Here is a 25561-nt window from a genome sequence, read left to right as displayed (position 1 = left end):
AGGATGTACCTCATGTCGAAGAAGCAACTGTTAGCGATTATCGTTTGGTCCGCCACGCTTGCTGCTACGGGCGCGATAGCCGATGTCACCCATGCACCTTTGGATGCCGCAAATCGAGGCGTAGCCGCGCAGCGCGATGCAGAGGAGGCAGCAATTCATCGCCTGCTCGAGCAATTTCGCACCATAAAAATACCCCTCAGTGAGGCCGTAGCGATCGCCGAGCATTTACATGACGGTTCAAGGACTGCGGACGTCAGCTTTGAGATATCCGGTCCGTCCGTTTATCGGGTGCGGACGGTAAAAAATGAGCGAATTTGGGAAAATGTCATAGATGCGAACACCGGAAGCATTACTGAAAAAGAAATTTCGTCATCGCTGAGGGAGCTCGACCGAGAGGATCTGGGCAACATCGTTGCCATGAAGTCAGTTAAGCAGGAGCTGTCGGATGCCGTGCGCATCGCCGAGAAAGCTGCCGAGGGAAGCGCTCTCGCCGGGGGCCTGACGAAGCAGGACGGCAAACTCAACTTCGTTGTCGTCATCGCCAATGGCGATCACTTGAAGGAGGTTATGCTCGAACCGCCCAGAGTCGGTAGGCAAGGGGCAAATCGCCACTAACCGTCCAGCCAAGTCGCACCACAAAATCGCATCGGAACTTGACTCAGGTCAACGTGAGCAAGGCCAAGCTCAGAAATGATACATTGGCTAATCAACGGAGATGGTCATGACAGAGCAGAGCAGCATGCATTTATATCTGAATTGGACCAAGGAGCGGATCGACGAGATGGACGCTGCGTTGGCTTCGCTCGAGATCAAAGCCAGTCAGGCCAAGGCCGACTCCAAGGAGAAGGCGGATGAGATCATCGCAGATCTGAAGAAGCGCCGCGACGAGTTTCAGGCGCTGCTTAAGACACAAGCCGAATCGGGCGAAGCTGCCTGGGCGCGTGCCAAGACGGAACTGGACAAGCAGTGGAACGGATTCGAAGCCCAGGTGCAAACCTATTTCGAAAGCGCCGGCAAGCAGATCGAGCAGCAGCAGGCCACGTTCAAGGACATCGCTGCCGCGCAAGCAAAAGCCTGGCGCGAGGCGGCGGACAAATTCAAGGTAGCGGCGGGCAAAGTGGCTGAGGCCCGTCGCGCCGATCTCGAGGCCGCGCTTCAGCAAATGAAGGCCGATGCTTCCGAAGCCGAAGCACGCCTGCAAAAGCTCAACCAGGCGGGAAGCGATTCATGGTCGGTGCTGAGCACTGCACTCGCAGAGTCGCGCAAGGCCTTCGATCACGCTAACCAGGCCGTGTGGGACGCACTGAGGGGCTCTGGCTCGAAGGGCTGAAGGCGCCGAGGCCTTCCTCGAGGCGCAAGGTTCTGCTCATTCCCGCGCAATCACCCCGTCGAGCCACGGGCAGTTCAATGGCGGCACGCTCGGATCGGGCACGCGAACGCCGCGCGCTGCGGCCGACAGCCGCATCTCACGCAAGCGCTTGCGCTGCTCCTCTGGCATGTGCAGGCGCTCGTGCCCCCATAGCGAGGGTCCGTCGAAGGTCTCATGCGGCTGCCAGGTCGCGGGATCGATGACGCGCCCGCCCCAACCATATTCGATGAAGAAGCCCGAGGGTGTGTTGACGTAGAACGAGGTCATGTGATCGTTGGTATGGCGTCCGAGCGAATATGCAATGCGGCCCTCATCCATCTGCGCGAGGTCATAGCCCTGCCCGACATCGTCGAGGCTGCCGACCTCGACCATGAAATGATGCATTGCGCGGCGCCCCGAGCCCACCATGGCAAAGCTGTGATGGCGGCCGTTGACGTGAAAGAAATAGAGCTTGTAAGGCTTCAGTCCGAAGTCAGACACCTTGAAGCCCAGCAGATCGCGATAAAATGGTAGCAGCGGCTCGACTTCCTCTACGTTCAGGACTGCATGCCCCATCCCGAGCGCGCCGGTCCGGAAGCCCGAGATCGGCCGTCCGGGCTTGAAGGGATCGGAAGCAAGCTCCGGCTGGCAGAACGCTTCGAGCGGATTGCCCGCGGGATCCCTGAACAAGATCAGCTCAGCCACGTGTCGCTCGTCCGCCAGCGCGCGCGATCCGCGGGTGACCTTGACGCCGTGATCGTCAAGCCGGCCGGCAAGACGATCGAGCTCGGCGCTCGTTGGCACTTCCCAGCCCATCACGCCCAGGCCGGCATCGCTGCTGCCGTCGACGATCAGCCGCTGCTTGCGGTCGTCCATGCGGAAAGCGCGTATGCCGCCGCCGCGATCGACCTGCTGCATCCCGAGCAGGTCCGTCGCCATCTGGCTCCATTGGTCCAGTTGCGAGGAGTTGACCCCGATATAGCCCAGCGCAGTGATTTCCATGCCACGTCCTCCTAGGGATCACACTTTGAGAACCGCCTCCGTTGCGGTGCGCCATCGCAACCTCTTCGAATTTGGTACCAACGCCGCGCCATCCTACGGTACACTTTTGTTTGTGCAGACGCCTCGCGTTATCAACGACGATATCGGCGGCTCGAGGCCGGACAAGGGAGGAATCTTTAAGTGTCCAAGGAGCGGACGCGGTCCGGAAGACCACGGCAGCCAGAGGGCGTCCGCGCCATCAAGCGCGGCCTCGACGTTCTGCATGAGATCAATCGCTCCGGCGGCATCCGCGCCGGCGACGTCGCCCGGCAGCTCGAACTCCCCCGCCCCACCGTCTATCGCCTGCTCGAGACGCTGGAGGAGCTCGGCTACGTCGCGCGTAGCGCAAGCGACGATCGCTTCCGGGTGACACGACGCGCCTCCAGCCTGGGGGACGGTTACGATCCCGGCGTGGTGATCTGCCAGGCGGCGGCACCCTATTTGGCCGAGCTGAGCAAGATCCTGGTCTGGCCGGTCGATCTCTCCACTTACGAGAACGCGTCGATGGTGATCCAGGAGACGACTCATTCGCGAAGTCCGCTCTCGATCGACCGCGGCATGATCGGCAGGCGGTTACCCGTGCTGAGGACCTCAGCCGGACGCGCCTATCTCGCGGCCTGCGCGCCGCGCGAGCGCGACGTGATCATCAACCATCTGCGCCGCATCGATGAGGCCGATGATCGCCCCTTTCTCGAAGCCGACCGCCTGTCGCGCATGATCGCGGAGACCGCGCAACGGGGCTACGCGATCCGGAACGAAGGCGAATACAATCCCAAGACGGCTTCGATCGCCGTCCCGATCGTCCGCGACGAGGTGGTGTTCGGCTGCATTTCGATCATCTGGATCCGCTCGGCGCTCTCGCTAGATGAAGCGATCGCCGAGTTCGTCGCGCCGTTGCGCAAAGCCGCGGCCGCCATCCCGGTCGAAGCCTAGTCGCACGAGGGGCCTTTGCCTGTCCGTCCGCTTGGCGGACACTTGGCGCGGCGCCGTTGAAGACCGGGCATGCCTGGGGAAGAGATACCCCATGCAACATAAATCCGCTTCTTCGGAATTCGACGTGGTGATCGTCGGGCGCGGTCCGGTCGGGGCGACGCTTGCCAACCTGCTCGGTCTGTGCGGCGTGCGGACCCTGGTCCTGGAGCGCGAGGCACGGGCCTATCACCTGCCCCGCGCTGTGCACTACGACGACGAATGCATGCGCGTGTTCCAGACGATCGGGCTGGCCGAAGACATCCTCCCGCATGTCATCCTGAGCCCGGGGATGCGGTTCCTCGATGCTAACGGCCACCTGATCCTCGACTGGCCGCGCTCGCAAGAACTCACCCCAATGGGCTGGCATCTCAGCTATCGCTTCCACCAGCCCGATCTCGAAGACATTCTGATCAACGGCTTGCGGCGCTGGCCGCAGGTCGAGCTGCGCAACCGCTGTGACGTGTTCGCACTGGATGAGGACGAAGGCGGCGTTCGCGTGCGATATGAGGATCTGTCCAACGGGCAGCTCGCCGAAGTGCGCGCCGCATACGTCGTCGGTTGCGACGGGGCTCGATCGCTGGTGCGGCGCTTCATCGGCTCAGGCATGGACGACCTCGGCTTTCACGAGCGCTGGCTCGTGATCGACGCCCTGCTGCAGCGCGACCGGTCCGATCTCGGCGACTACAGCGTCCAGCATTGTGATCCGCGGCGGCCGGCAACCTATATTCGCGGCACGGGCAACCGCCGGCGCTGGGAGATTACGGTGCACCCGGACGAGGGGGCCCAGGCCGTGACGCAGAACGCCAGGATCTGGGAGCTTTTGTCGCGCTGGATCACACCTGATGAGGCCGAGATCGAGCGCGCCGCTGTCTACACCTTTCATTCGGCGATCGCCAGGCAATGGCGCAACGGACGCCTGCTGCTCGCCGGCGATTCAGCGCATCAGACCCCGCCCTTCCTCGGCCAAGGGATGTGCGCCGGCATTCGCGACGTTGCCAATCTCGCCTGGAAGCTTCGCGACATCATTGCCGGACAAGCCGATATGAGGCTGCTCGACACGTATCAGAGCGAACGCTCACCGCATGTTCGTGAATTCATCGAGCTCGCGATCCGCTTGGGCGGCGTGATCAACACCAAGGCCATGGAGGCTGGTCTTGCCGCCGGTGAGGCGCGCGAGAACGCGCCGGTAAAGCTCGAGGTACGCAAACCCCCGCTCGGCCCCGGTCTTGCGATCGGCTCATTTCCCCTCGCCGGCCATCTCGCGCCGCAATTTACGCTCGCCGATGGCCGCCGAAGCGACGATCGGACCGGCTACGCAAATGTCCTCCTGGTCGATAAGGCCGCTGCACTTTCCGCGCATATCCGCGCCGCGCTTGCGCACGCGGGAACAGAGCTGCTGACCGGCGAGGATGCGGGCGATCTTGCGTCCTGGCTGCGCGCACATGAACTCCACGCCGCGCTGGTTCGTCCCGATCGCTATGTGCGGGGTGCTGCGCGGAGCGAACAGGAACTCGAGCAACTGGTCGAAGCCGTCTGCTCACCTGCAACCGTACCGACTGCGGCCTGATCAACATTCAGACATCCAAGGATATCTCATGAAACTGCTCTCTTTCGTGGTCGACGGCCGCCCCAGCTACGGTGCCCTCAAGGACCATGGCGTCGTCGATCTCGGCGCGCGCTTTACGATCGAAGGCTGCACGACGCTGCGTCAGCTGCTGGAAGCGAACCGGCTGGCCGACGCGGCGAGGCTCGTGGCAGCCACGCGTCCCGACCATCCCCTCGACAAGATTTCGTTCGCTCCGGTCATTCCCGATCCCGGCAAGATCATCTGCGTCGGACTCAACTACCGCGATCACGTTGCCGAGGTCGGCCGGACCGTCACCGAAAAGCCGGCGCTGTTTGCGCGCTTTGCCTGCAGCCAGGTCGGACATGAGCAGCCGTTGGTGAAGCCGAAGGTCAGCGACGACTTTGACTATGAGGGGGAACTCGCCGCCGTCATCGGCAAGCCAGGGCGCCACATTCCGGCAAGCCGCGCGCTCGAGCATGTCGCAGGTTACGCCTGCTACAACGAGGGCAGCGTCCGGGACTGGCAGCGCCACACCAGCCAGTTCCTCGCGGGCAAGACGTTTGCCGACAGCGGCAGTTTTGGTCCCTGGCTGGTGACGACGGACGAAATCCCCGATCCTTCAAAGCTTACGCTGCAGACGCGGCTCAACGGCACAGTCGTGCAGAATACGACCACTGATCTCATGATCACGCCGGTGCCGGAGCTGATCGCCTACATCTCGACCATCTGCCCGCTCGCGCCCGGCGACGTCATCGTCACCGGCACGCCGGGAGGCGTCGGCCTGAAGCGCACGCCGCCGCTGTGGATGCGTCCCGGCGACAGGGTTGAAGTGGAAATTTCCGGCATCGGCATGCTCGGCAACACGGTGATCGCGGAGCCCGCGTAAGGCGCGGGCCCCACGTCCAACGGCACAGCAACAACATAACGCTCCGAGGAAACGACATGGTCAGCTACCGCACCAAACTCGCCGCCATATTGCTAATCACTCTCATTCTCACGGCCCCGGCCGCGCACGCCGAGATCAAGGGTGACGCCATCCGTATCGGCGTGCTGACCGACATGAACGGTATCTTCGCGACCGCCATGGGAGCGGGCTCGGTCGAAGCTGCGCGAATGGCGGCCGAAGAGTTCGGCGGCAAGATCGGCGGCAAGCCGATCGAGATTTTGCAGGCCGACCATCAGAACAAGCCGGACGTTGCAGCATCACTCGCCCGCAAATGGTTCAACGACGGCGTGCAGGCGATAGCGGATGGCGGCAGCTCGGGTGCATCACTCGCTGTGCAGGAGCTCGTGCGCGCCAATGGCAGGATCTTTCTGATCTCCGGCGCCGGCGCCAACCAGCTCACCGACGAGGCCTGCGCGCCGACCAGCGTGCAATGGACGCACGACGCCTACTCGACCGCGACCGCCGTGGTGTCCGGCATTATGCAGTCCGGCAGGGAGCCCTGGTTCTTCATCACCGGCGACTACGCCTTCGGACATTCGATCGAGGCGACCGCGCGGGCGCGGATCGCGGAGCTGGGCGGCACTGTCGCCGGCAGCGTCAAGGCACAGTTGGGGACGCCAGACTACAGCTCCTTCCTGCTGCAGGCGCAGTCGTCAGGCGCAAAGATTTTGGCGATCAATGTCGCCGGCGACAACGCCACGGCTATCAAGCAGGCGGAGGAATTCGGGCTTGTTGCCCAAGGCATGAAGATCGTGCCGATGTCCTTCCAGAATGTCGACATCCACGCCGTTGGGCTGAAGGCGACACGCGGCGATCTGATCCTCACCAGCTTCTTCGAGGACATCTCCCCTGCGGCGCGCCGCTTCTCCGATGCCTTCTATGCCCGCCGCAACGCGATGCCCTCGCAAATCCAGGCCGGTGTCTACTCAGCCGTGCGTCACTATTTGCAGGCGGTGAAGGACATCGAATCGGACGACGGCGCAACCGTCATGGCGAAGATGAAGGCCACGCCGGTCTCGGACGCTTATACCTCGAATGGCCGGATCCGCGAGGATCAGCGCATGGTGCACGATCTCTATCTGGTCCAGGTCAAGACGCCCCAGGAATCCAAGGGGCCCTGGGATTTCGTCCAGCTCGTCGCCACCATCCCACCAGACCAGGCGTTCCGCCCGCTCGATCGCAGCAAGTGCGGTCTGGTGAGAAAATAGTCGATCGAGATCAAAGCTGTATCAGCACGTTCACTCATTTCATCGCAGGAATATGGTTGTGGGGGCTCTCCACCCCCTCGGATTGAGATGTTCGGAGAAGAAAGGCTCCTATGCAGCGGAAAATCGAAGGGCGTCACATTTTCGAAGCCGCCCTCGTGCCGGACCACGTGTTAGACTTGGTGAGACAACTCCATTCAGCGACACGCCGCTTCTACTTCGCCGTCCCACTCGTGCTGCTAGCTCTCGCAGAGCGGCGGTCTCCCGCAAGACCGAGCACCATGTCCGAGAACCGTTCGCCCTGCACCAGCACGTGATTGTGAAGACGAGTTGCCGCGAGTTGCTCGTCGCCGGCGCGGATCGCCTCGAGAATACCGGCGTGCTCCTGCAGCGATTGCAGCAGACGGTTGCGGGCCCGAAGCTGGATGCGGCGATAGGCGCTCAGCCGCTTGTGCAGGGCGAAGGCCTGATCGGCTAAAAATGAGTTGCGGCTCGCGCGGTAGATCGCTTCGTGAAAATTGCGGTTGTCGGCGTAGTATTGCTCACTGTCCCCTCGGTGCGCGGCCGCCTCGCACGCACGATGCGCGGCTTCCATTGCCGCGTCGCTCTCTGGCGTGAGCCGGCGCGCAGCAAGTCGCCCGCAGGCGCTTTCGATCTCGGCCATGGTTTCGAACATCTCGAACAGGTCGGTCGGTGAAGGGACGCTGACGATCGCGCCACGGCGTGGTCGAACATCGATGAAGCCTTCCGCGCCGAGCTGAAGCAGCGCTTCCCGAATGGGGGTCCGCGAGACTCCGAATCGCTCCGCCAACGAAGCTTCGTCCAGCCGGTCGCCCGGGCGAAATTCTCCTGCGATCACAGCGTCTTCGATCGCCTGCTTGAGTCTAAAGGCTTGGCTCATTGCATACACGACCTCCTATTTTTCTATACCACAGGCTTGACAAACCATACAGCATGCAGTTTCGTGCTAATTGTATACAAAGCTATCTTATAAAAATGCAATCTAATACGGGAGGTATGGAATGAGAATATCGAGACGACAGGCCCTTGCCCTCGGAATCGCCGCGCCCGCGTTGCTGCGGTTCGGAAGTGCGCGCGCCGGAACAGCACTGAAAATCTCGCACCAGTTTCCGGGCGGTACCGCCACCGAGGGCGATTTCCGGGACCGGCTTTGCCGCCGGTTTGCAGCGCTGATCCAGGAGCGCAGCAAAGGGGCGATGACCGCCGATATCTATCCTGGCTCATCGCTGATGAAGACCAACGCGCAGTTCTCGGCGATGCGGAAGGGCGCGCTCGACATGAGCCTCATTCCGATCTCCTACGCCGGCGGCGATCTTCCCGAACTCAACCTTGGTTTGATGCCGGGCCTCGTCACCGGCTACGAAGAAGGCCTTGGCTGGAAGAACAAGCCGGTCGGCCAGGAACTCACCAAATTTCTCGCAGCCAAAGGCGTCGTCATCGTCACCTGGATCTGGCAGGCCGGCGGCGCCGCCAGCCGCGCGCGTCCATTGGTCGAAGTTGCTGATGCCAAGGGCATGAAGATCCGGGGCGGCTCTCGCGAGATGGATCTGGTGCTGCAGGCCGCCGGAGCCTCGGTTCTGTCGCTGCCCTCCAACGAGCTCTATGCAGCCATGCAGACCGGTGCCTGCGATGCCGCCCTCACCTCGTCGACTAGCCTGACCTCGTTCCGACTGGAAGAACTCGCCAAGCATCTGACGACCGGACGAGCCAAGAGCTACTGGTTCATGCTGGAGCCGCTCCTGATGTCGAAGGCCGTGTTCGATCGGCTTTCCAACGAGGAACGCGACATCATCATGTCGGTCGGAGCCGAACTCGAAGAATACGGCCGCGCCGCGGCGGTGCAGGACGACATTCGTGTGGCCAAGGTCTACGAGGCCGCCGGCGCCACGATCCACGATCTCGATGGCCGTGTGATCGGAGAGTGGAGAAGCCTGGCACGTGAAACGGCCTGGAAGGACTACGCCAACAAGAGCGAGAACTGCGCCCGCCTTATCAAGCTCGCGATGGAGGCCGGTTCATGAGCGTGCATGGCATCGACCTCGGCCACTCCGTCGTAGCGACGGCGGCACGACCCGGCTCGCCCGTGGCGCGAATCAACCGTGCCATGGCCGTGCTCAACAAGGCGATCGTCGTGCTCTGCTCAATCGCCCTCATCGTCGCGAGCGCGATCTTGAGCTACAGCGTCGCTGCGCGTTACTTCTTCAACGCCGCAACCTATTGGCAGGATGAGGCGGCCGTCTTCCTGCTGGTCGGCGGCACGTTCCTTTCCACCGCCTTCGTGCAGGCGGGCCGAGGTCACATCGGCATCGAGGCCCTCACCGGCTATTTATCGCCCCGCGGCAATGCAGTGCGCACACTCTTAGTGGACGCGGTCAGCCTGCTATTCTGCTGCTTCTTCTCCTGGAAATCCTGGACACTGCTGCATGAGGCGTGGGTCGACGGACAGGTGTCCGGATCGACCTGGGCACCGCCCCTATGGATTCCCTACAGCATGATGGCACTCGGCATGTCGCTGATGACGCTGCAGATCGCGCTTCAGTTCGTCTCGGCGATCGACGGATGGAGGAGCAAATGAGCACGTTGGCCATTGGAATGATGTATGGCGGTGCCACGCTTGCAATCATGGCATCGGGCATGCCGATTGCGCTGGCGCTCGGCACCGTCGCCGTCATCTTCATGTATTTCTTCATGCCAGCCGCATCGCTCGATACGGTGACGCAAAACGTCTATGAGGAAATGGCGTCGATCACGTTGCTTGCCATCCCGCTCTTCATCCTCAAGGGCGCCGCGATCGGCAAGTCGAAGGCGGGACAAGACCTCTATAGCGCGCTGCACGTGTGGATGGGACGGATTCCGGGCGGGCTCGGCATAGCCAATGTTTTTGCCTGCGCGCTGTTCGCGGCCATGGCAGGATCATCTCCTGCAACCTGCTCCGCGATCGGTTCGGCCGGCATTCCCGAGATGCGCAAGCGGGGATACTCCGGCGGTTTTGCCGCGGGGATCATCGCAGCCGGCGGAACGCTGGGCATCCTGCTGCCGCCCTCGATCACCATGATCCTGTATGCGGTCGCAGCCGAGCAGTCGCTTGGGCGCCTGTTCCTCGCCGGCATCGGACCCGGGCTGCTCCTTGTCGTGCTGTTTGCAACTTACGCGGTCCTGAGGTTCAAGGCCGAATACGCAGCGGCGCGACAAGCCTACGAGGCAACCCCCGGCAGCCACGCGATCCTGTCGCACGAGCGCTTCACGATGGCGGCGCGGTTCGGCGCGCTGCCGCGCGTGCTGCCCTTCATCGTGCTGCTCAGCGGCGTCATGATTGCGCTCTACGGCGGCTATGCCACGCCGTCGGAAACTGCCGGCCTTGGCGGCATCCTGGCCCTGGCTCTGATCGCCTCGATCTACGGCGTGTGGCATCCAAAGGATCTCAGCCCGATCCTGGAATCGACGCTGAAGGAGTCGACCATGCTGATGCTGATTATCGGCATGTCTCTGCTCTACTCCTACGTGATGAGCTATCTCCACATCAGCCAGGCGGCGGCTCAGGCGATCGTCGCGATGCAGCTCTCGCGATGGGTGCTGCTGGGCGCGATCCTGGTCATGGTCGTTGTCCTCGGCTTCTTCCTGCCGCCGGTTTCCATCATCCTGATGACAGCACCGATCATCCTGCCGCCGCTCAAGGATGTGGGCTTCGACCTGATCTGGTTCGGCGTGGTGATGACCATCGTGATGGAAATGGGTCTCATCCATCCGCCGGTTGGTCTCAACATCTTCGTCATCCGGAATATTGCGCCCGACATCCCGCTGCGGGACGTGATCTGGGGAACGCTGCCGTTCGTTCTCTTGATGGCGTTCGCTGTCGTCCTGCTTTGCCTGATGCCCTCGATCTCCACCTGGTTGCCCAACCTGGTGATGGGTCCCCCTTCCCGATAGCCGAGGAGGCATAAACCATGCTGAGCGATACAACATCCGGACGCATCACGGCGCCCGAATTCCTCCAGGGCCTGATCGAGACGCTGACACAGCGTGGCCGGGCGGTCCTTGGCATGAAGCCGGAACGTGGTGCAGACGAGGACCGCGATCTCGAACTGCTGGGCGAGGCGCTGCTCTCCCGACGCGGGGAAGCCTCGGGCGTAGCGATCGCGCAATCGCTGCTTGCGGCTTTCGAGAGGGCCGGCGAGCCGCAACGGCTAAAATTCCTCGCCTCGCTCGCCGACCGGTTCGGACCTGACCGTCGTTCCATCGAACTTGCGATTGCCGACTATCAGCGCAAGGAAGGCGGCGACGGTACCAAGCTCGAGGCCCTGCACGCGGCGGCGGAGCCGCGCCGGCAGGAACTCGTTCGGCGTCTCAATCTGTCGCCGGGAGGGACGGCGTCCCTGGTGCGCATGCGGGAAGTCCTGCTCTCGCTCCTGTCCAGGCATCCAGAGCTGCAGCCGGTCGATGACGATTTCGTCCATCTTTTCTCATCCTGGTTCAACCGGGGTTTTCTCGTGCTGCGACCGATCGACTGGAACACATCCGCCAGCATCCTGGAGAAGATCATCAAGTATGAGGCGGTTCACGCCATCCAGGACTGGGACGATCTGCGCAACCGGCTCGAGCCGGCGGACCGTCGCTGCTATGCGTTCTTTCATCCGCAGCTGATCGACGAACCGCTCATCTTCGTCGAGGTTGCGCTCACAAGGGAGATTCCTTCGGCGATCGGGCCGTTGCTGGACAAATCGCGACGGGCGATCGACGCACGAGAAGGCACGACGGCCGTGTTCTATTCGATCTCCAACACGCAAAGAGGCCTTGCGGGCGTCACGTTCGGGAATTTTCTGATCAAGCAGGTGGTTCAGGACCTCGCCCGCGAGCTGCCCAACCTGAAGACCTTTGTCACGTTGTCGCCCGTTCCCGGCTTCGCCGGATGGGTGAAGCGTGAGCTTAAGGCCGAAGCCTCGGCCGCACTCGATGAAGATACACGGCGCGCGCTGATTGCGCTCGATGAGGGCGGCGACATCGCACAGGCGCGAGAAGCGATCACCTCGCTTGCCGCCTATTATTTCCTGAAGGCAAAGCTTCCATCGGGCAAGCCGATCGATCCGGTCGCCCGCTTCCATCTCGGCAACGGCGCGCGCCTGGAACGGTTGAATTTCCTTGGCGATGCTTCTGCCAAGGGCATGAAGCAATCGTATGGCCTGATGGTCAACTATCTCTACGCGCTCGATCATATCGAAGCGAACCATGAAGCCTTTGCCGAGCACGGTACCGTCGTCGCCTCCGACAAGGTAAAGAAGGCGCTGCGTGCAAAGCTGGCGTCCCACGAACTCGTTCCAAGCCACCAGGGCAATTCTCAACGGAAGATCAAGCCATGAACTGGAATTTGTACGATCGACTTCTTGCGTCGGCAGAAGCCGATCAGTCCATCTGCATCGAGAAGGACGGCGGCGCCACGCTAACCTACGCCGACCTGGCTGCAACGAGCGCCAGATTCGCCGGTTTCCTGGCCAAGATCGGCGTCGGCCCCGGCCATCGCGTCGCGGCAAAGGTCGAAAAGTCCGTCGAAGCTGTCGCACTCTATCTTGCAACGCTCCGCTCCGGTGCAGTCTATCTGCCGCTCAACACCGCCTATACACCGACCGAGACCGAATATTTCATCCGTGACGCGCAGCCGACATTGATCGTGTGCGATCCGAGGGAAGAAGCCGATCTGCGCGTCATTACCGCAAAGGCTGGCGGACGTGTCGAGACACTCAGTGAGCAAGGCAAGGGCTCGCTCGTCGACGCCGCAGCGAGCCTTCCCGCAGGATTCGACACCGTGCCCCGTGCGAAGGACGATCTCGCAGCCATTCTCTACACGTCGGGCACGACCGGCCGATCGAAAGGAGCCATGCTGACGCACGGTAATCTGGTCTCGAACGCCCTGACACTTGTCGAGCAATGGCGCTTCTCGCACCAGGATGTCCTGATCCATGCCCTGCCGATCTATCACATCCACGGGCTGTTCGTGGCTGGCAATGTGACGTTTGCCGCGCGTTCGCGCATTCTGTTCATGCAGAAATTCGACGCCGATCGCATCCTGGCCGCAATGGAACGGGCGACCGTGCTGATGGGCGTGCCGACTTTCTACGTTCGCTTGCTCCAGAGCACGAATTTGAGCGAGCGCACGACCGCCAACATGAGACTGTTCGTCGCCGGCTCGGCGCCGCTCTTGGCCGAGACTCACCGCGCCTGGAAAGAGAAGACGGGGCACGAGATCCTCGAACGCTATGGCATGACCGAGACTGGCATGATCGCCTCCAATCCGTACGAGGGTCCGCGTATTCCCGGCTCCGTGGGCCGCCCCCTGCCCGCAGTCGAGGTTCGCATCACCGATCCGGAGAGCGGTGCCACACTGCCCACGGATGAGGTCGGCATGATCGAAGTGAAGGGGCCTAACGTGTTCGCCGGCTACTGGAACATGCCGGAAAAGACTGCGGCCGAATTTCGCGCCGACGGTTTCTTCATTACCGGCGACCTCGGCAAGCTCGACGGGCGCGGCTATCTGCATATAGTTGGCCGCGGCAAGGATCTCATCATCACCGGCGGCTTCAACGTCTATCCGAAGGAGCTCGAGACCGAGATCGACGCGATCCCTGGTGTATCCGAAAGCGCCGTTGTCGGCGTTCCGCACGCCGATTTTGGCGAAGGCGTCACAGCCGCCGTTGTACGCACGCCCGGCTCTTCGGTAGATGAACGCGCCATTCTCAATGCGCTGTCGGGACGCCTCGCGAAATTCAAGCAGCCAAAGCGCATCATCTTCGTGGATACGTTGCCGCGCAACGCCATGGGCAAGGTACAGAAGGCGCTGCTGCGGGAGCGCTTCGGCGATCTCTATTCAGCTAAGGTTGACTAGATTGTTGGGAGGCCGTTCACGCAGAAGGCGCATGAACGGTCTCCGCGTCAGCCGCATGGTCTGCGCAAGGCGACCGGCCATCGTCTCGCCGAGGCCGGCGCCACGGCCAAGATGATCATGTCAGTTCTCGGTCTCACACCAGACTCGCCGAAGCGGAGCGTTACACCCGAGGACGCCGATCAGGCGGGGCTCGCAGAGGATGCGTTCATCAGGCTTGAAGGACACAAGGCGAACAGGTTTACCCAAACCACTTCTGCTGGCTTGGAAAAAGCACCAAAAAGTAAAAGAAAATCAAAGTAAAAGCCGATGTGCTGGCGCGCCATTCAGAACAAAACTGCGAACTCATATATCATTGAAATAGCGATATAATTTCAATGGGGGACCGACCACTTAGCGTCGTCGCCTAAGCGAGCCAGCGTTTGCGCCGCTTGTAGTGCTTCCCATCGCGGAATGATTTGCGCTTGTCCCCGGCGACGCCAAGATAGAACTCCTTGACGTCCTCATTTGCGGCGAGCGCCCGCGCCTCGGCGTCCATCACCACGCGGCCATTTTCGAGGATGTATCCGTGGCTGGCGTATTTGAGCGCCATATTGGTGTTCTGCTCGGCGAGAAGAAACGAGACACCTTCCTTGACGTTGAGATCCTTCACGATCTCGAAGATCTCTTCGACGATCTGCGGCGCGAGGCCCATCGAAGGCTCGTCGAGCAGGATCATCTTCGGGCGCGACATCAGCGCGCGGCCGATCGCGCACATCTGCTGTTCGCCGCCCGACGTATAGCCGGCGGTCGAACCACGCCGCTCCCTGAGACGGGGGAAATAGGCATAGACCCGCTCCAGATCCCGCGCGATCGCGGATTTGCCGTCCCTGCGCGTGAAGGCGCCGGTCAGGAGATTCTCTTCTACAGTGAGGTGGGCGAAGCAACGCCGCCCCTCCATCACCTGAATGCAGCCGCGCCGCACCAGCTCGCTTGGCGACAGGGACTGCACTTCGACGCCGTCGAACAGGATCGAGCCTTTGGTGACCTCGCCGCGCTCCGCATGCAGCAGATTGGAGACCGCCTTCAGCGTCGTTGTCTTGCCCGCGCCGTTGGCGCCGAGAAGCGCGACAATTCCGCCCCGCGGCACATCCAGCGATACACCCTTCAACACGAGGATGACGTGACTGTAGACAACCTCGATATTATTGACCGACAGAAACGGCGCTGCCGCTTCTGTCGCCGTAGAAGCCTTGGGGATCGACACGCGGTCCTCTCCAAACGGTTGCAGCTGTCGAGAGATCCGGGAGGAGGCGAATCCTCCACCCGGATCGCTAGCGAAGCGTTCAGCTTTCTTTCGAGCAGTCGCGCGACTTGATGTTCTTCTCCGCGGCATACTTCGCGGAAACTTCATCGACGAGCGGTTCGGTGCCGGATTGGTTGGCCGTGTACCAGTCGGAGATGATTTTCCAGCCCTTGCCGTCCCACTGCTGTACGCGCCCGTCCCGCGCACCCTCGTGGTCGGAGCAGGAAATCTTGACCGGCTTCAACATGCCTTCGAAGCCGAGTTCCTTGAGACGTGCCTCGGAGAGGTTGAGGTTCTCCAGACCCCAACGGACCTGCTCGCCCGTCAGCGGCTTCTTGCCGAACTTTTCCTGCGCCTTGCGGATCGCCTCCACGCCGAGCATGGCGTTCACCATGCCGCGGTTATAGAGAACTTCGCCGACCTTGCCAGGCTCCGACAACCCTTTGCCCTTTGCATAGACGTGCTTCTCGATGTCGGCATGCACGGGGAACTTGCCTGCACCATGCTGAAGCATCAGCGCCTTGTAGCCGGCGGCTTGATCGCCTGCAGGCGTTACATCCGGCTCCGCGCCCGACCACCAAACCCCGATCATCTTCTCGCGCGGATAGGCAACAGCCGCGGCTTCCTTGACTGCCGTGCCGTTCATGACGCCCCAGCCCCAGACCAAGACATAATCCGGCCGGTTCTGGCGGATCGCCAGCCATTGCGACTTCTGTTCGACACCGGGGTGTGTCACCGGGATCGGCGTAAACTCAAAGCCGTGCTTCTTTGCCAGCACCTGCAGCATCGGGATCGGCTCCTTGCCGTACGGGCTGTCGTGAAAGAGCAGCGAAATCTTCTTGCCTTTCAGCTTGTCGAAGCCGCCGACCTCCTTGGCGATGTGCTGGATCGCGATATCGGCCGCCGACCAGTATGTGCCGAGCAGCGGGAAGTTGTACGCGAACACGGCTCCGTTCTTGGAATCGGCGCGGCCATAGCCCATCGTAATAATCGGAATCTTGTCAGTCGCGGTCTTTTCGGTGAGGGCGAATGTAATGCCGGTCGACAGCGGATTGACGAAGGCCGCGCCGGTCGGGCCCTTGCCCTTGAGACGCTCGTAACACTCAACGCCCTTGTCGGTGGCGTAGCCGGTCTCGCATTCCTCGACCAGAAGCTTGACGCCGTTGATACCGCCGTCGCGCTCGTTGACTAGGTTGTAATAGTCGGCCATGCCGTTTGCGAACGGCACGCCATTCACGGCGTACGCACCGGTCCGGTAGGACAGTATCGGGATGAATTGCTCGTTCTGTGCCGCAGCCGGAGTGGCAAGTACCACGCCCGATAGTACGGCTGCCGCCAGCATCAGTTTGTTGCGTACCATATTGGTTGTCCTCCTCGTTCAGCCCGGTTTTTGCCGTACCGGGTCTTGTTATCGCGGGGCTTCCTTGCTCCTTCTGCCAACGACCGCCGCTCCGCGTTGCGATCTCCGGCATCTTTCGCGCTGACCGCCGCTTCAGTAGGGGAACGGCCAAAGCCTGAGCTTCTCCTTGCCAAGCGATATGAGCCGGGCAAATCCGTGTGGCTCTTTGATGAGAAGATAGCAGATCAACGATCCAAAGATGATGAATTCCAGGTGCGTGATCGTTTCTGTCGACAGCGGAACGCCGAGCTCGCTCGGAATCCGGTTCAGCAGGATCGGCAGAATGAGGATAAAGGCCGCACCTACGAACGCACCCATGATCGATCCCAGCCCGCCGATGATCACCATGAACAGAAGCTGCAGCGAACGGTCGATCGAGAACGCGAGCGGCTCCCACGAGCCCAGATAGACGAACGCCCAGAGTGCGCCCGCCACGCCGATGATAAATGAAGAGACCGCGAAAGCCGTGAGCTTTGCATAGAGCGGCCGGATACCGATCAGCTCGGCGGCGATGTCCATGTCGCGTATCGCCATCCATTGTCTGCCGAGATTGCCGCGAACGAGGTTCTTCGCCAGAACCGCGAACACCGTTACGAAGATCAGGCACAGCAGATAGCGCTCAATCGGCGTGCCTACGTGCAGACCGAAGAAATCCAGTGTCGGTGCATTGACCGACCCTGACGGCGCATAATTGGTGAACCACGCCACCCGCAGGAACACCCAGTCGAAAAAGAACTGCGCTGCGAGTGTTGCGACCGCCAGATAGAGGCCCTTGATCCGCAGACTGGGAACACCGAAGAGGATTCCAGCAACCGCCGCCGTGAGCCCGCCGAGCAAAATGGCTAGCAGTACAGGCAGCGGCGGGATCGAAATCGCGAAGTCAAACCAGGCGAGCGGGATATGAACGCCGGTCCCCAACTTGTAGGCGGAGTAGGCTCCGATGGCCATGAACGCCCCGCTGCCGAGCGATATCTGGCCGCAATAGCCGACAAGGATGTTTACGCCGATAGCGGCGAGCGCGAGGATCAGGAAGGGCAGCAGAATGGCGCGAAGCAGATAGTCGCTGCCGAACGGCCAAATGTCGAAGTCGGCCAGCAGCGGCACGCCAATGAAGGCGATACCGAGCAGGATGGCGAGCGCTATACGGTCCTGGCGGATCGGGAAGATCGCCATATCCTCGGCGTAAGTCGTCTTGAATTGGCCAGCCTCACGATAAAGCACAACGAACTCCTCGTCTCAGATACGTTCGATGATCCGCTCGCCGAACAGCCCCTGCGGCCGCACGAGCAGCACCGCCAACGCCAGCACATAGGCGAACCAATATTCGATACCGCCACCAATATACGACCCCAGGAATACCTCCGCGATCTTCTCGCCCGCACCCACAATGAGCCCACCGACGATGGCCCCTGGAATCGAGGTAAGGCCTCCAATGATCAGAACCGGCAGGGCCTTCAGCGCGAGAAACGTGATGGAGAACTGTACGCCCAGCTTGGTACCCCATACGGTCGCCGCAACCAGCGCAACGAGACCGGCGGCAAGCCAGACCACGAACCAGATCCAGCCGATTGGAATCCCGACCGACTGCGCGGCCAAGTGGTCGTCGGCAACCGCCCTGAGTGCGCGACCGGTCTTGGTACGCTCGAAGAAAATCGCGAGGCCCGCAACCAGAATGCCGGCGATAAAGCCGCCCCAGACATCCAGCTTGTTGACCAGAATTCCACCGGGAAAGACATTTTCAAACAGGAACCAAGCGTCCGTCGGAAACAGCCGCAAGGGATAAGCATCGGAACCGAAGATCATCTGCGCCGCACCCTCGAGGATGAATGTCACGCCGATGGTGGACATGAACAGCGTGAGGCCGTCCTGATTGACGAGCGGTCCGATCACGAACCGCTCGATCAGCCAGGCGGCTATCGCCATGATCACGGCAGCGAAGCCAATGCCGAGGATGATCGCAGCCCAAAGCGGGAAACCGCGGGTCACCAGCAGGTCGAGCGAGCGAACCAGCGCAAGCCCGGCGAGCAACACCATTGCGCCTTGGGCAAAATTAAAGACACCGGAAGCCTTGAAGATCAACACGAAGCCGAGCGCGACCAGCGAGTACAGCACGCCGGACATCAATCCTCCAATCAGGACTTCGAGAAACTGACCCAATGCAATCACACAATACTCCCTAATGCGCGACGCCGAGATAGGCGTCGATGACGGCCTGGTTCTTCTTGACCTCATCCGGCGTGCCGTCGGCGATCTTCACGCCATGATCGAGCACCGCCACGCGATGGGAAAGATCCATCACCACAGCCATGTCGTGCTCGATCAGCGCAATGGTCGTGCCGTAATAATTGTTGACGTCGATGATGAACCGCGACATGTCCTCCTTCTCTTCGAGGTTCATGCCTGCCATCGGCTCGTCGAGGAGAAGAAGATCGGGCTCCATCGCAAGGGCGCGGCCAAGTTCGACACGTTTCTGCAAGCCATATGGTAAACGCGCAACCGGCACCTTGCGGATCGCCTCAATCTCCAGAAAATCGATGATCTCCTCGACCCGGTGCCGATGCTCGATCTCCTCTGCCAGCGCAGGGCCGTAACGCAGCATCTGCCACAGAAGACCCCGGCGCATCTTCAATGTGCGGCCAGCCATAATATTGTCGAGTGCGCTCATTCCCTTGAACAGTGCGACATTTTGAAAGGTGCGCGCGATGCCGCCACGGGATGCCTCGTACGGCTGCATCTGGGCGCGGGTCCGACCCTTGAAGGTGATGGCGCCATGGTTCGGATGATAGAAGCCGTTGATGACGTTGAGCATCGAGGTCTTACCGGCGCCGTTCGGTCCGATGATGGCGCGAATTTCGCCTCTCCTGATGTCAAACGAAACGTCCCTCAGCGCCCTTACGCCGCCAAACGCCAGCGAAACTCCTTCGACCTGAAGCAAGATTTCGCTGGTATCCGGCGCCCTCATGCGGCTTTCCCCAGAGGTTCCGTCGTACCAACTGGTTGCAAGTCGCGGATCTTGACCCGCGCCGCGATCACGCCCTTGCGGCCATCCTCAAAAGTGACTTCGGTGGAAATGTCGGCTTCATGCGAACCGTCGTAGAGCGCCGTAATCAGTGGAGCATAGCGCTCGGCGACGAACCCGCGGCGAACTTTTAGCGTGCGGGTCAATTCGCCATCGTCTGCGTCGAGTTGCTTATGCAAAATGAGAAAGCGGCGAATCTGCGCGCTCGCCATCACCTTTTCCTCCGCGAGGGAGCGGTTCACCGCGGCAACATCTTTCGCCACCATGTCATAGACCAGCGGATGCCCCGCCAGCTCCTGGTAGGAACCGTAGGCGATGTTGTTACGTTCGGCCCAGTTCGCCACAGCGGCCGGGTCGATATTGAGAATGGCGCAAACGAACTCCCTGGAGTCGCCGTAAACGACCACTTCCTTGATGTTGGGAAAGAACTTCAATTTGTTCTCGAGATACTTCGGCGCAAATATCGTGCCGTCGGCCAGCCGGCCGACATCCTTTGCGCGATCGATGATCTTCAGATGTCCCGTCTTCTCGTCGAAGAAACCCGCATCGCCGGTCTTGACGTAACCGTCGGATGTCATGGCCTCCGCGGTCTTCGCCTGATCCTTGAAGTATCCGACAAACATGCCGGGTGAGCGGAACTGCACTTCGCCTGATTCCGCAATCCGGATATCGACGTTCGGCGCCGCCGGGCCAACCGTATCGGAATAGATCTCGCCGTCAGGCTGACAAGTAACATAGAGGAACGCTTCAGTCTGACCGTAGAGTTGCTTCAGGTTCAATCCGATCGAGCGGTAAAACGCGAAAAGATCCGGACCGATGGCCTCACCTGCAGTATAGGCAACACGCACGCGAGACAGTCCAAGAACGTTTTTAACGGGCTCGTAGACCATCAAGCGCCCGAGCGCATAGAGCAGCCGGCCAGACAGTGGCACCGGCTTTCCGGTCAAAATCGACTCGCCATGCCGCCGCGCAATGCCAAGGAAGTAGTTGAACATGCTCCGCTTGATGGCAGCAGCGTCCTCCATGCGGATCATTACCCGCGTCAGCATGGCCTCGAAACCGCGCGGCGGGGCGAAATAGAAGGTTGGTCCGATCTCGCGCCGATCCTGCTCGATCGTCTCACCACTCTCGGGACACGCCATGCAGAATCCAGCCACAAGTCCCTGCGCATAGTTGAGGTAGTGATCGCCGACCCAAGCCAGCGGCAGGTAGGCAAACACCACGTCGTCTTCAGTCAATCTGTCAAACCTTGTGGTATCGGTCGCAGCGTCGATACAGCGTCGCGCCGACAGCATGACACCCTTCGACGTGCCGGTTGTCCCCGAGGTGTACAGGATGATCGAGATGTCAGAACCGTCACCCTGCCAGATGAATTCATCGATCTGCCCGCCAAGCGCAGCGTCGGCCGCAAGCGCGGAGCGACCGTCTTCGATGACATCGTGGATTGCAGTCAGTCGGCTGTGATCGTAGTCATCGAGGCCACGCGGCTCGTCATAAACAATCTTGTGGAGATGCGGCACCCGGTCGGATACAGACAAAATCTTATCGACCTGCTCCTGATCTTGCGCTGCGACAAACTTCACGTCGGCATGGGCGAGGACATAAGCAAGTTCGTCAGCCACGGCATCCGAATAAACCGGAACCGGAATCGCGCGCAGCGTTTGCGCTGCCATCATGGTCCAGTAGAGCTTCGGCCGGTTTGAACCGACGATGGCGATCGTGTCCCCTGGCTGCAATCCAAGCCGCTGCAAGCCCGCGGCATAGGCGCGCACGATCTCGGCTACCTGAGCCCAGGTCCAAGTCTGCCAGATGCCGAGATCCTTATGCCGAAACGCCGGGCGGCTGCCAAACTGCGCAGCATTTCGCAGGAGCAACTTGGGGAACGTGTCAAACGGTCCGCCAATGGCCATGTCGTCTCCATCCCAAAACCGGCGCGTTGGTTCGCGCCTGCTTATGGTGACCTGCGCCCTTCAGGCAGCAGCCATGCGAGCTCCGTATGGTTCACCTTACAATACAAGGGATCGTAGGCCCTACAAGCTCGAGCTTGGTAGCCCCCGACGCGGCTGATTAGGTATTAAGTATTAAAGAGAACCTAGGTTCGCGACGTATTCGTTACGAATTGGCCGTTAGCTAGTGGGGGATGGATGGAGTATCGGCGCATGTCGCGACGCAATCACCTTATGTCCGAGATGACCAGCATTCTCGGCATCCGTGCGGTGGTCGGGTTCGCAGTTTTGTTCGGAGTGGTGGCAAAATGGCGCTCCCTAGGGGAATCGAACCCCTGTTTCAGCCTTGAGAGGGCCGCGTCCTAACCGCTAGACGAAGGGAGCGTACGGCCTCAGGGAATAGCCGCGAAATGTGCGGTGGGCAAGGCAAGTCTGAAGGCCCTCGCACGGTTGGGTAAACCTGTTGCCTGGCATCCTCGCGCCGGCCCCGGGGCATTTGGGCCGATCGCGCAGGCCTCAGGGTTCGCTGACGAATTTGAGCTTTCCGGCTGGTTTCAGCGTCTTGGCATCAAAAGTGCGGATTTCGGTGACCCCGCTGATGTCCAGTGTCAGCACCAGCCGCTCGCCGGCCACCGCCGTCGAGACGATGCGGGCGCCCTTGGGCAGCGTTGCGATAATGTCCGCGCTGGCTGCCGCGGGGCTTCCCTCGCCGCGGTAAAGACGGTACCCGACGGCCATCAGGACTACGGCCACCGCCAGCGCCGAGGTCAGGCCCGCGATCAGCATCATCCGCCGTACCCGCGCGATCAGCGCGGCCTGCTCGGGGGTCGGTTCGGGCGCAACGGTATCGGTCATGCAAGGCTCTCAACAAGGCTCATCATTGGAACAAGGCCCTTCTTCGAATAGCGGTCAAAGGCTGGAGGTCACCGTGGGCGGCGACGAGGGGTCGCCCCGTCTCGACCGCGTGCTCGCGGTGCTCTGCCCTGAACTGTCGCGCTCGCGGCTGAAAGCGCTGATTCTGGCCGGTTCCGTCACCGCCCGGGGCGCCCCCATCCGCGACCCCGCTTATCATGTCGCCGCCGGCGATACGATCACAATCGACGTGCCCGAAGCGGTGGCGCCGGAGCCGCAGGGCGAGGACATCGCGCTCGACATTATCTATGAGGACGACGACATCATCGTCATCGACAAGCCGAAAGGGCTGGTCGTGCATCCGGCCGCAGGCCATGAGAGCGGCACGCTGGTCAACGCGCTGATTGCCCATTGCGGCGCGAGCCTTTCCGGCATCGGCGGCGTGCGCCGGCCGGGCATCGTGCACCGGCTCGACAAGGACACCACCGGGCTGATGGTGGTCGCCAAGAACGACCAGGCGCATCAATCGCTGACCGCTCAATTCGCCGATCACGGCCGCACCGGGCCGATGCAGCGCGGCTATATGGCCTTCGTCTGGGGCGTGCCCGGCCGCCAGCGCGGCACGGTCGACGCGCCGATCGACCGGCATCCTTATGCCCGTGAAAAAATGGCGGTGCGCCAGAGCGGCCGCGAAGCGATCACCCATTGGGAATTGCAGGCGGCGTATCAGGGGCGCGACGGCAAGCCGGTCGCCTCGCTTTTGGCCTGCCAACTCGAGACCGGGCGGACCCATCAGATCCGGGTGCACCTCGCCCATATCGGCCACCCCCTGATGGGCGATGCCGTCTATGGCCCGCATTTCAAGACCAAGGCCGGACAGCTCGGACCCCAAGGTAAGGAGGCGCTCACCGCCCTCGGCCGGCAGGCGCTGCACGCCTATCTGCTTGCCCTGGAACACCCCCGAACCGGGGAACTTTTGCACTGGGAGGCGGCCTTGCCGGAGGATTTGCTCCTCCTGCAACGGGCGCTGGAAGCGGCGCAATGACGCAGCCTCTCCGGAAAATGCTTGTTATGCCAACAGGTTATGGCAGCCACACGGTGACGTGACGTCAGTATTCCTTCCCTATTTGTTCGTTTTCGGCTATGTTGCACCTGCGCTGAATATCCAGCGCGGAACATCGCAGCCTGATCGGCTTTAACACAGCGATCACCTGCCGGGCCCGCCGCTATCGGGGGCCTGAACCACTGGAGGGCGCTCAATGGCCCGTACAGCTACGTTGCCGGTTCTCAATGGAGAATCCGGCCTGTCTAGATACCTCGCCGAGATCCGCAAATTTCCGATGCTGGAACCCCAGCAGGAATACATGTTCGCCAAGCGTTGGCGCGAACATGACGATCGCGACGCGGCACATCACCTTGTCACCAGCCATCTCCGGCTCGTGGCCAAGATCGCCATGGGCTATCGCGGCTACGGCTTGCCGATTTCCGAGGTCGTCTCGGAAGGCAATGTCGGCCTGATGCAGGCGGTCAAGCGGTTCGAGCCCGAGAAGGGTTTTCGTCTCGCTACCTACGCCATGTGGTGGATCAAGGCGTCAATACAAGAGTACATCCTGCGTTCCTGGTCACTCGTGAAAATGGGAACCACCGCGAACCAGAAGAAGCTGTTCTTCAACCTGCGCAAGGCGAAGAGCAAGATCTCCGCGCTGGACGAGGGCGATCTCCGCCCCGACCAGGTGAAGCTGATTGCCAAGCGCCTCGGCGTGACGGATCAGGACGTGGTCGACATGAACCGCCGCCTCGGCGGCGATGCGTCGCTCAACGCGCCGATCCGCGACGACGGTGAAGCCGGCGAATGGCAGGACTGGCTGGTCGACAACTCGCCCAACCAGGAAGCCGTGATGGCCGAGCACGAGGAGTTCGATCACCGCCGGCAGGCGCTGAACGGCGCCATCGGTGTGCTCAACCCGCGCGAACGCCGCATCTTCGAGGCGCGGCGTCTGGCGGAAGAGCCGATGACGCTGGAAGACCTCGCCGCCGAATTCGGCGTGTCGCGCGAGCGCGTGCGGCAGATCGAGGTCCGCGCTTTCGAAAAGGTGCAGTCGGCCGTCAAGGGCACGATTGCCCGGCAGGAAGCGGAAGCGCTCGAAGCCGCGCACTGATCGCGCGATCGAGCTAACAGTTGACGAAAGCCGGCGGCAACGCCGGCTTTTTGTTTTTGGGGATGTTGTTTCAATAAGCCCGTCGTCGTCCCTGCGAACGCAGGGACCCATACTCCGCGGCGGTGGTGATTTCACACGCCGGAAGTCATCGTCCATCTCCAACAACGAGGGCCGCGGCGTATGGGTCCCCGCGTTCGCGGGGACGACGAGAGATTGATTGAAGCCGGGCGACGACGAGCTAGTTTGTGTGGGGTCGAGCGTGCTCCAAGCGAAGCATCACGACCGCCCGCTTTACTCGCCCCACTCCCGCGCCATTTTCGCCAACTGACAGCCCTCGCAATAGCGCGCATCCTTGAAATCGATCCAGTTATGCGCATAGACGCGATCGTGCGGAATGCCATAACGCGCGCACAGCACCTTCACCAGAATCCGCCACGCCGCGATTTGCTCATCAGTAGGCCCGCGCGTCACGTCAGGAAAATTGCCGGCGAATTCCACGCCGACCGAATTGTTGCCGACGACCTGCCGATAGGTCGGGCCGTTGTCGACATACTTGTTGTCGTTGCGGTTGGCGCCGTCGCCATGGGTCGGAACCAGATGTTCGGCGACCGCCCAGTACACCGTGCCGTCGGTCTCCACCCAGACCATGACGCCGCGCCGCGTCGGGTTCTTCGACTGCGCCTGCGCGCCGCCACGCGCGGAGCCCGCCGGCCCTTCGGTCTGGTGCACGATGATGTTGCGCCAGGGATGGGCTTTTGAAAGCTCGCCCCACGGCGCCAGCCACACCATCTTCAGGCCGGGAATATCTGGCGTGCCCGACGCGCGCGCGATTGTCGCAAGGTCAGGCGTTTGTGCGGAAATGGAAACAGGAAATGCGAGGACGCCAAGCACCAGCGCAAGCAAACGAGGATTCATGTCTCAAGACCCGGT

24 protein-coding genes and 1 tRNA gene are annotated in these 25561 nt (G+C 61.5%); 13 read left to right on the top strand and 12 right to left on the bottom strand.

From position 1 onward, the window contains the following. Window positions 1-12: 12 nt before the first annotated feature. Both JQ624_RS16040 and JQ624_RS16035 read left to right on the top strand, forming a co-directional pair. Window positions 13-615 carry a PepSY domain-containing protein gene (locus tag JQ624_RS16040; protein WP_212419865.1) on the top strand — a complete coding sequence of 201 codons (603 nt, stop codon included), beginning with the start codon at window positions 13-15 and terminating at the stop codon, window positions 613-615. Window positions 616-721: 106 nt separating this feature from the next. Beyond that, window positions 722-1330 carry a hypothetical protein gene (locus JQ624_RS16035; protein WP_212419864.1) on the top strand — a complete coding sequence of 203 codons (609 nt, stop codon included), beginning with the start codon at window positions 722-724 and terminating at the stop codon, window positions 1328-1330. A gap of 36 nt (window positions 1331-1366) precedes the next feature. Here the strand turns inward: JQ624_RS16035 and JQ624_RS16030 are convergent, their stop codons facing one another. Beyond that, entirely contained in the window at window positions 1367-2350 is a 984-nt protein-coding gene (locus JQ624_RS16030; RefSeq protein ID WP_212419863.1) for a VOC family protein, read from the bottom strand. 180 nt (window positions 2351-2530) lie between these two features. On the opposite strand from JQ624_RS16030, the gene JQ624_RS16025 reads away from it, so the two are divergent. From JQ624_RS16025 to JQ624_RS16010, 4 genes are all read left to right on the top strand, one after another. Then, entirely contained in the window at window positions 2531-3322 is a 792-nt protein-coding gene (locus tag JQ624_RS16025) for a DNA-binding transcriptional regulator (RefSeq protein ID WP_212419862.1), read from the top strand. 91 nt (window positions 3323-3413) lie between these two features. Further along, a complete protein-coding gene (locus JQ624_RS16020) occupies window positions 3414-4928 on the top strand; it encodes a bifunctional 3-(3-hydroxy-phenyl)propionate/3-hydroxycinnamic acid hydroxylase (protein WP_212419861.1) in 1515 nt (504 codons plus the stop codon). Window positions 4929-4956: 28 nt separating this feature from the next. Further along, window positions 4957-5814 (top strand): fumarylacetoacetate hydrolase family protein, encoded by an 858-nt coding sequence (locus tag JQ624_RS16015; RefSeq protein WP_212419860.1) that lies wholly within the window; start codon window positions 4957-4959, stop codon window positions 5812-5814. Window positions 5815-5870: 56 nt separating this feature from the next. Continuing rightward, on the top strand, window positions 5871-7082 hold the full coding sequence (locus JQ624_RS16010) for an ABC transporter substrate-binding protein (protein ID WP_212419859.1): 1212 nt from the start codon (window positions 5871-5873) through the stop codon (window positions 7080-7082). Window positions 7083-7293: 211 nt separating this feature from the next. On the opposite strand, the gene JQ624_RS16005 is transcribed toward JQ624_RS16010, so the two are convergent. After that, complete coding sequence (locus JQ624_RS16005) at window positions 7294-7980, bottom strand: GntR family transcriptional regulator (RefSeq protein ID WP_212419858.1); 687 nt, start codon at window positions 7978-7980, stop codon at window positions 7294-7296. 121 nt (window positions 7981-8101) lie between these two features. On the opposite strand from JQ624_RS16005, the gene dctP reads away from it, so the two are divergent. Genes dctP through JQ624_RS15980 form a run of 5 tightly spaced genes read left to right on the top strand, consistent with a single transcriptional unit; the run spans window position 8102 to window position 13974 of the window. Next, the gene (gene dctP, locus JQ624_RS16000) at window positions 8102-9121 is read left to right on the top strand and encodes a TRAP transporter substrate-binding protein DctP (protein ID WP_212419857.1); all 1020 of its coding nucleotides are present in this window, start codon (window positions 8102-8104) and stop codon (window positions 9119-9121) included. Further along, window positions 9118-9675 (top strand): TRAP transporter small permease, encoded by a 558-nt coding sequence (locus JQ624_RS15995; protein ID WP_212419856.1) that lies wholly within the window; start codon window positions 9118-9120, stop codon window positions 9673-9675. The genes dctP and JQ624_RS15995 overlap by 4 nt, the downstream gene beginning before the upstream one ends. Next, window positions 9672-11027 carry a TRAP transporter large permease gene (locus tag JQ624_RS15990; RefSeq protein WP_212419855.1) on the top strand — a complete coding sequence of 452 codons (1356 nt, stop codon included), beginning with the start codon at window positions 9672-9674 and terminating at the stop codon, window positions 11025-11027. Before JQ624_RS15995 ends, JQ624_RS15990 begins: the two co-directional genes overlap by 4 nt. A gap of 17 nt (window positions 11028-11044) precedes the next feature. Continuing rightward, on the top strand, window positions 11045-12454 hold the full coding sequence (locus JQ624_RS15985; protein WP_212419854.1) for a malonyl-CoA decarboxylase: 1410 nt from the start codon (window positions 11045-11047) through the stop codon (window positions 12452-12454). Beyond that, a complete protein-coding gene (locus JQ624_RS15980) occupies window positions 12451-13974 on the top strand; it encodes a malonyl-CoA synthase (protein ID WP_212419853.1) in 1524 nt (507 codons plus the stop codon). Before JQ624_RS15985 ends, JQ624_RS15980 begins: the two co-directional genes overlap by 4 nt. A gap of 179 nt (window positions 13975-14153) precedes the next feature. Here JQ624_RS15980 and JQ624_RS15975 read toward each other — a convergent pair whose 3' ends face one another. The 9 genes from JQ624_RS15975 to JQ624_RS15935 form a co-directional block, all read right to left on the bottom strand. Then, a complete protein-coding gene (locus JQ624_RS15975) occupies window positions 14154-14297 on the bottom strand; it encodes a hypothetical protein (protein WP_212419852.1) in 144 nt (47 codons plus the stop codon). 80 nt (window positions 14298-14377) lie between these two features. Continuing rightward, window positions 14378-15217: an ABC transporter ATP-binding protein gene (locus JQ624_RS15970; protein ID WP_409334332.1), complete on the bottom strand. Its 840-nt coding sequence runs from the start codon at window positions 15215-15217 to the stop codon at window positions 14378-14380. A gap of 79 nt (window positions 15218-15296) precedes the next feature. Continuing rightward, window positions 15297-16616: an ABC transporter substrate-binding protein gene (locus JQ624_RS15965; protein WP_249129838.1), complete on the bottom strand. Its 1320-nt coding sequence runs from the start codon at window positions 16614-16616 to the stop codon at window positions 15297-15299. Window positions 16617-16748: 132 nt separating this feature from the next. Then, entirely contained in the window at window positions 16749-17876 is a 1128-nt protein-coding gene (locus JQ624_RS15960) for a branched-chain amino acid ABC transporter permease (RefSeq protein WP_025589045.1), read from the bottom strand. A 15-nt stretch (window positions 17877-17891) separates the two neighbouring features. Further along, window positions 17892-18821: a branched-chain amino acid ABC transporter permease gene (locus tag JQ624_RS15955; RefSeq protein ID WP_312014430.1), complete on the bottom strand. Its 930-nt coding sequence runs from the start codon at window positions 18819-18821 to the stop codon at window positions 17892-17894. Window positions 18822-18831: 10 nt separating this feature from the next. Further along, entirely contained in the window at window positions 18832-19617 is a 786-nt protein-coding gene (locus JQ624_RS15950; RefSeq protein ID WP_212419851.1) for an ABC transporter ATP-binding protein, read from the bottom strand. Continuing rightward, complete coding sequence (locus JQ624_RS15945; protein ID WP_212419850.1) at window positions 19614-21584, bottom strand: long-chain fatty acid--CoA ligase; 1971 nt, start codon at window positions 21582-21584, stop codon at window positions 19614-19616. Before JQ624_RS15945 ends, JQ624_RS15950 begins: the two co-directional genes overlap by 4 nt. A 345-nt stretch (window positions 21585-21929) precedes the next feature. After that, window positions 21930-22004: transfer RNA gene (locus JQ624_RS15940), tRNA-Glu, on the bottom strand. A gap of 132 nt (window positions 22005-22136) precedes the next feature. Further along, window positions 22137-22475 (bottom strand): hypothetical protein, encoded by a 339-nt coding sequence (locus JQ624_RS15935; RefSeq protein ID WP_212419849.1) that lies wholly within the window; start codon window positions 22473-22475, stop codon window positions 22137-22139. On the opposite strand from JQ624_RS15935, the gene JQ624_RS15930 reads away from it, so the two are divergent. Together JQ624_RS15930 and rpoH are read left to right on the top strand one after the other, a co-directional pair. Then, complete coding sequence (locus tag JQ624_RS15930) at window positions 22357-23517, top strand: RluA family pseudouridine synthase (RefSeq protein ID WP_409334336.1); 1161 nt, start codon at window positions 22357-22359, stop codon at window positions 23515-23517. The genes JQ624_RS15935 and JQ624_RS15930 overlap by 119 nt on opposite strands. A 214-nt stretch (window positions 23518-23731) precedes the next feature. After that, window positions 23732-24631, top strand: coding sequence for an RNA polymerase sigma factor RpoH (rpoH, locus tag JQ624_RS15925; protein WP_108520299.1), 900 nt, complete (start codon window positions 23732-23734; stop codon window positions 24629-24631). Window positions 24632-24922: 291 nt separating this feature from the next. Here the strand turns inward: rpoH and JQ624_RS15920 are convergent, their stop codons facing one another. Then, the gene (locus tag JQ624_RS15920; RefSeq protein WP_212419847.1) at window positions 24923-25546 is read right to left on the bottom strand and encodes a peptidoglycan recognition family protein; all 624 of its coding nucleotides are present in this window, start codon (window positions 25544-25546) and stop codon (window positions 24923-24925) included. Between the last annotated feature and the right edge of the window lie 15 nt (window positions 25547-25561).

Origin of the sequence: Bradyrhizobium sp. AUGA SZCCT0283 (assembly GCF_018130385.1) — a bacterium.
In the GTDB taxonomy this organism is placed as follows: Bacteria; Pseudomonadota; Alphaproteobacteria; order Rhizobiales; family Xanthobacteraceae; genus Bradyrhizobium.
Note: the sequence above shows the minus strand (reverse complement) of the source record. Positions and strands in the feature narration are given on the sequence as shown.

What these genes read in the sequence shown, in the direction of transcription:
- JQ624_RS15965 (WP_249129838.1), bottom strand. Translation starts at nt 16,616, where the DNA reads ATGGTACGCAACAAACTGATGCTGGCGGCAGCCGTACTATCGGGCGTG.
- JQ624_RS15980 (WP_212419853.1), top strand. Translation starts at nt 12,451, where the DNA reads ATGAACTGGAATTTGTACGATCGACTTCTTGCGTCGGCAGAAGCCGAT.
- JQ624_RS15945 (WP_212419850.1), bottom strand. Translation starts at nt 21,584, where the DNA reads ATGGCCATTGGCGGACCGTTTGACACGTTCCCCAAGTTGCTCCTGCGA.
- JQ624_RS16020 (WP_212419861.1), top strand. Translation starts at nt 3,414, where the DNA reads ATGCAACATAAATCCGCTTCTTCGGAATTCGACGTGGTGATCGTCGGG.
- JQ624_RS16005 (WP_212419858.1), bottom strand. Translation starts at nt 7,980, where the DNA reads ATGAGCCAAGCCTTTAGACTCAAGCAGGCGATCGAAGACGCTGTGATC.
- JQ624_RS16015 (WP_212419860.1), top strand. Translation starts at nt 4,957, where the DNA reads ATGAAACTGCTCTCTTTCGTGGTCGACGGCCGCCCCAGCTACGGTGCC.
- rpoH (WP_108520299.1), top strand. Translation starts at nt 23,732, where the DNA reads ATGGCCCGTACAGCTACGTTGCCGGTTCTCAATGGAGAATCCGGCCTG.
- JQ624_RS16030 (WP_212419863.1), bottom strand. Translation starts at nt 2,350, where the DNA reads ATGGAAATCACTGCGCTGGGCTATATCGGGGTCAACTCCTCGCAACTG.
- dctP (WP_212419857.1), top strand. Translation starts at nt 8,102, where the DNA reads ATGAGAATATCGAGACGACAGGCCCTTGCCCTCGGAATCGCCGCGCCC.
- JQ624_RS15995 (WP_212419856.1), top strand. Translation starts at nt 9,118, where the DNA reads ATGAGCGTGCATGGCATCGACCTCGGCCACTCCGTCGTAGCGACGGCG.
- JQ624_RS15975 (WP_212419852.1), bottom strand. Translation starts at nt 14,297, where the DNA reads ATGGCGCGCCAGCACATCGGCTTTTACTTTGATTTTCTTTTACTTTTT.
- JQ624_RS15935 (WP_212419849.1), bottom strand. Translation starts at nt 22,475, where the DNA reads ATGACCGATACCGTTGCGCCCGAACCGACCCCCGAGCAGGCCGCGCTG.
- JQ624_RS16040 (WP_212419865.1), top strand. Translation starts at nt 13, where the DNA reads ATGTCGAAGAAGCAACTGTTAGCGATTATCGTTTGGTCCGCCACGCTT.
- JQ624_RS16035 (WP_212419864.1), top strand. Translation starts at nt 722, where the DNA reads ATGACAGAGCAGAGCAGCATGCATTTATATCTGAATTGGACCAAGGAG.
- JQ624_RS15920 (WP_212419847.1), bottom strand. Translation starts at nt 25,546, where the DNA reads ATGAATCCTCGTTTGCTTGCGCTGGTGCTTGGCGTCCTCGCATTTCCT.
- JQ624_RS16010 (WP_212419859.1), top strand. Translation starts at nt 5,871, where the DNA reads ATGGTCAGCTACCGCACCAAACTCGCCGCCATATTGCTAATCACTCTC.
- JQ624_RS15985 (WP_212419854.1), top strand. Translation starts at nt 11,045, where the DNA reads ATGCTGAGCGATACAACATCCGGACGCATCACGGCGCCCGAATTCCTC.
- JQ624_RS15990 (WP_212419855.1), top strand. Translation starts at nt 9,672, where the DNA reads ATGAGCACGTTGGCCATTGGAATGATGTATGGCGGTGCCACGCTTGCA.
- JQ624_RS15950 (WP_212419851.1), bottom strand. Translation starts at nt 19,617, where the DNA reads ATGAGGGCGCCGGATACCAGCGAAATCTTGCTTCAGGTCGAAGGAGTT.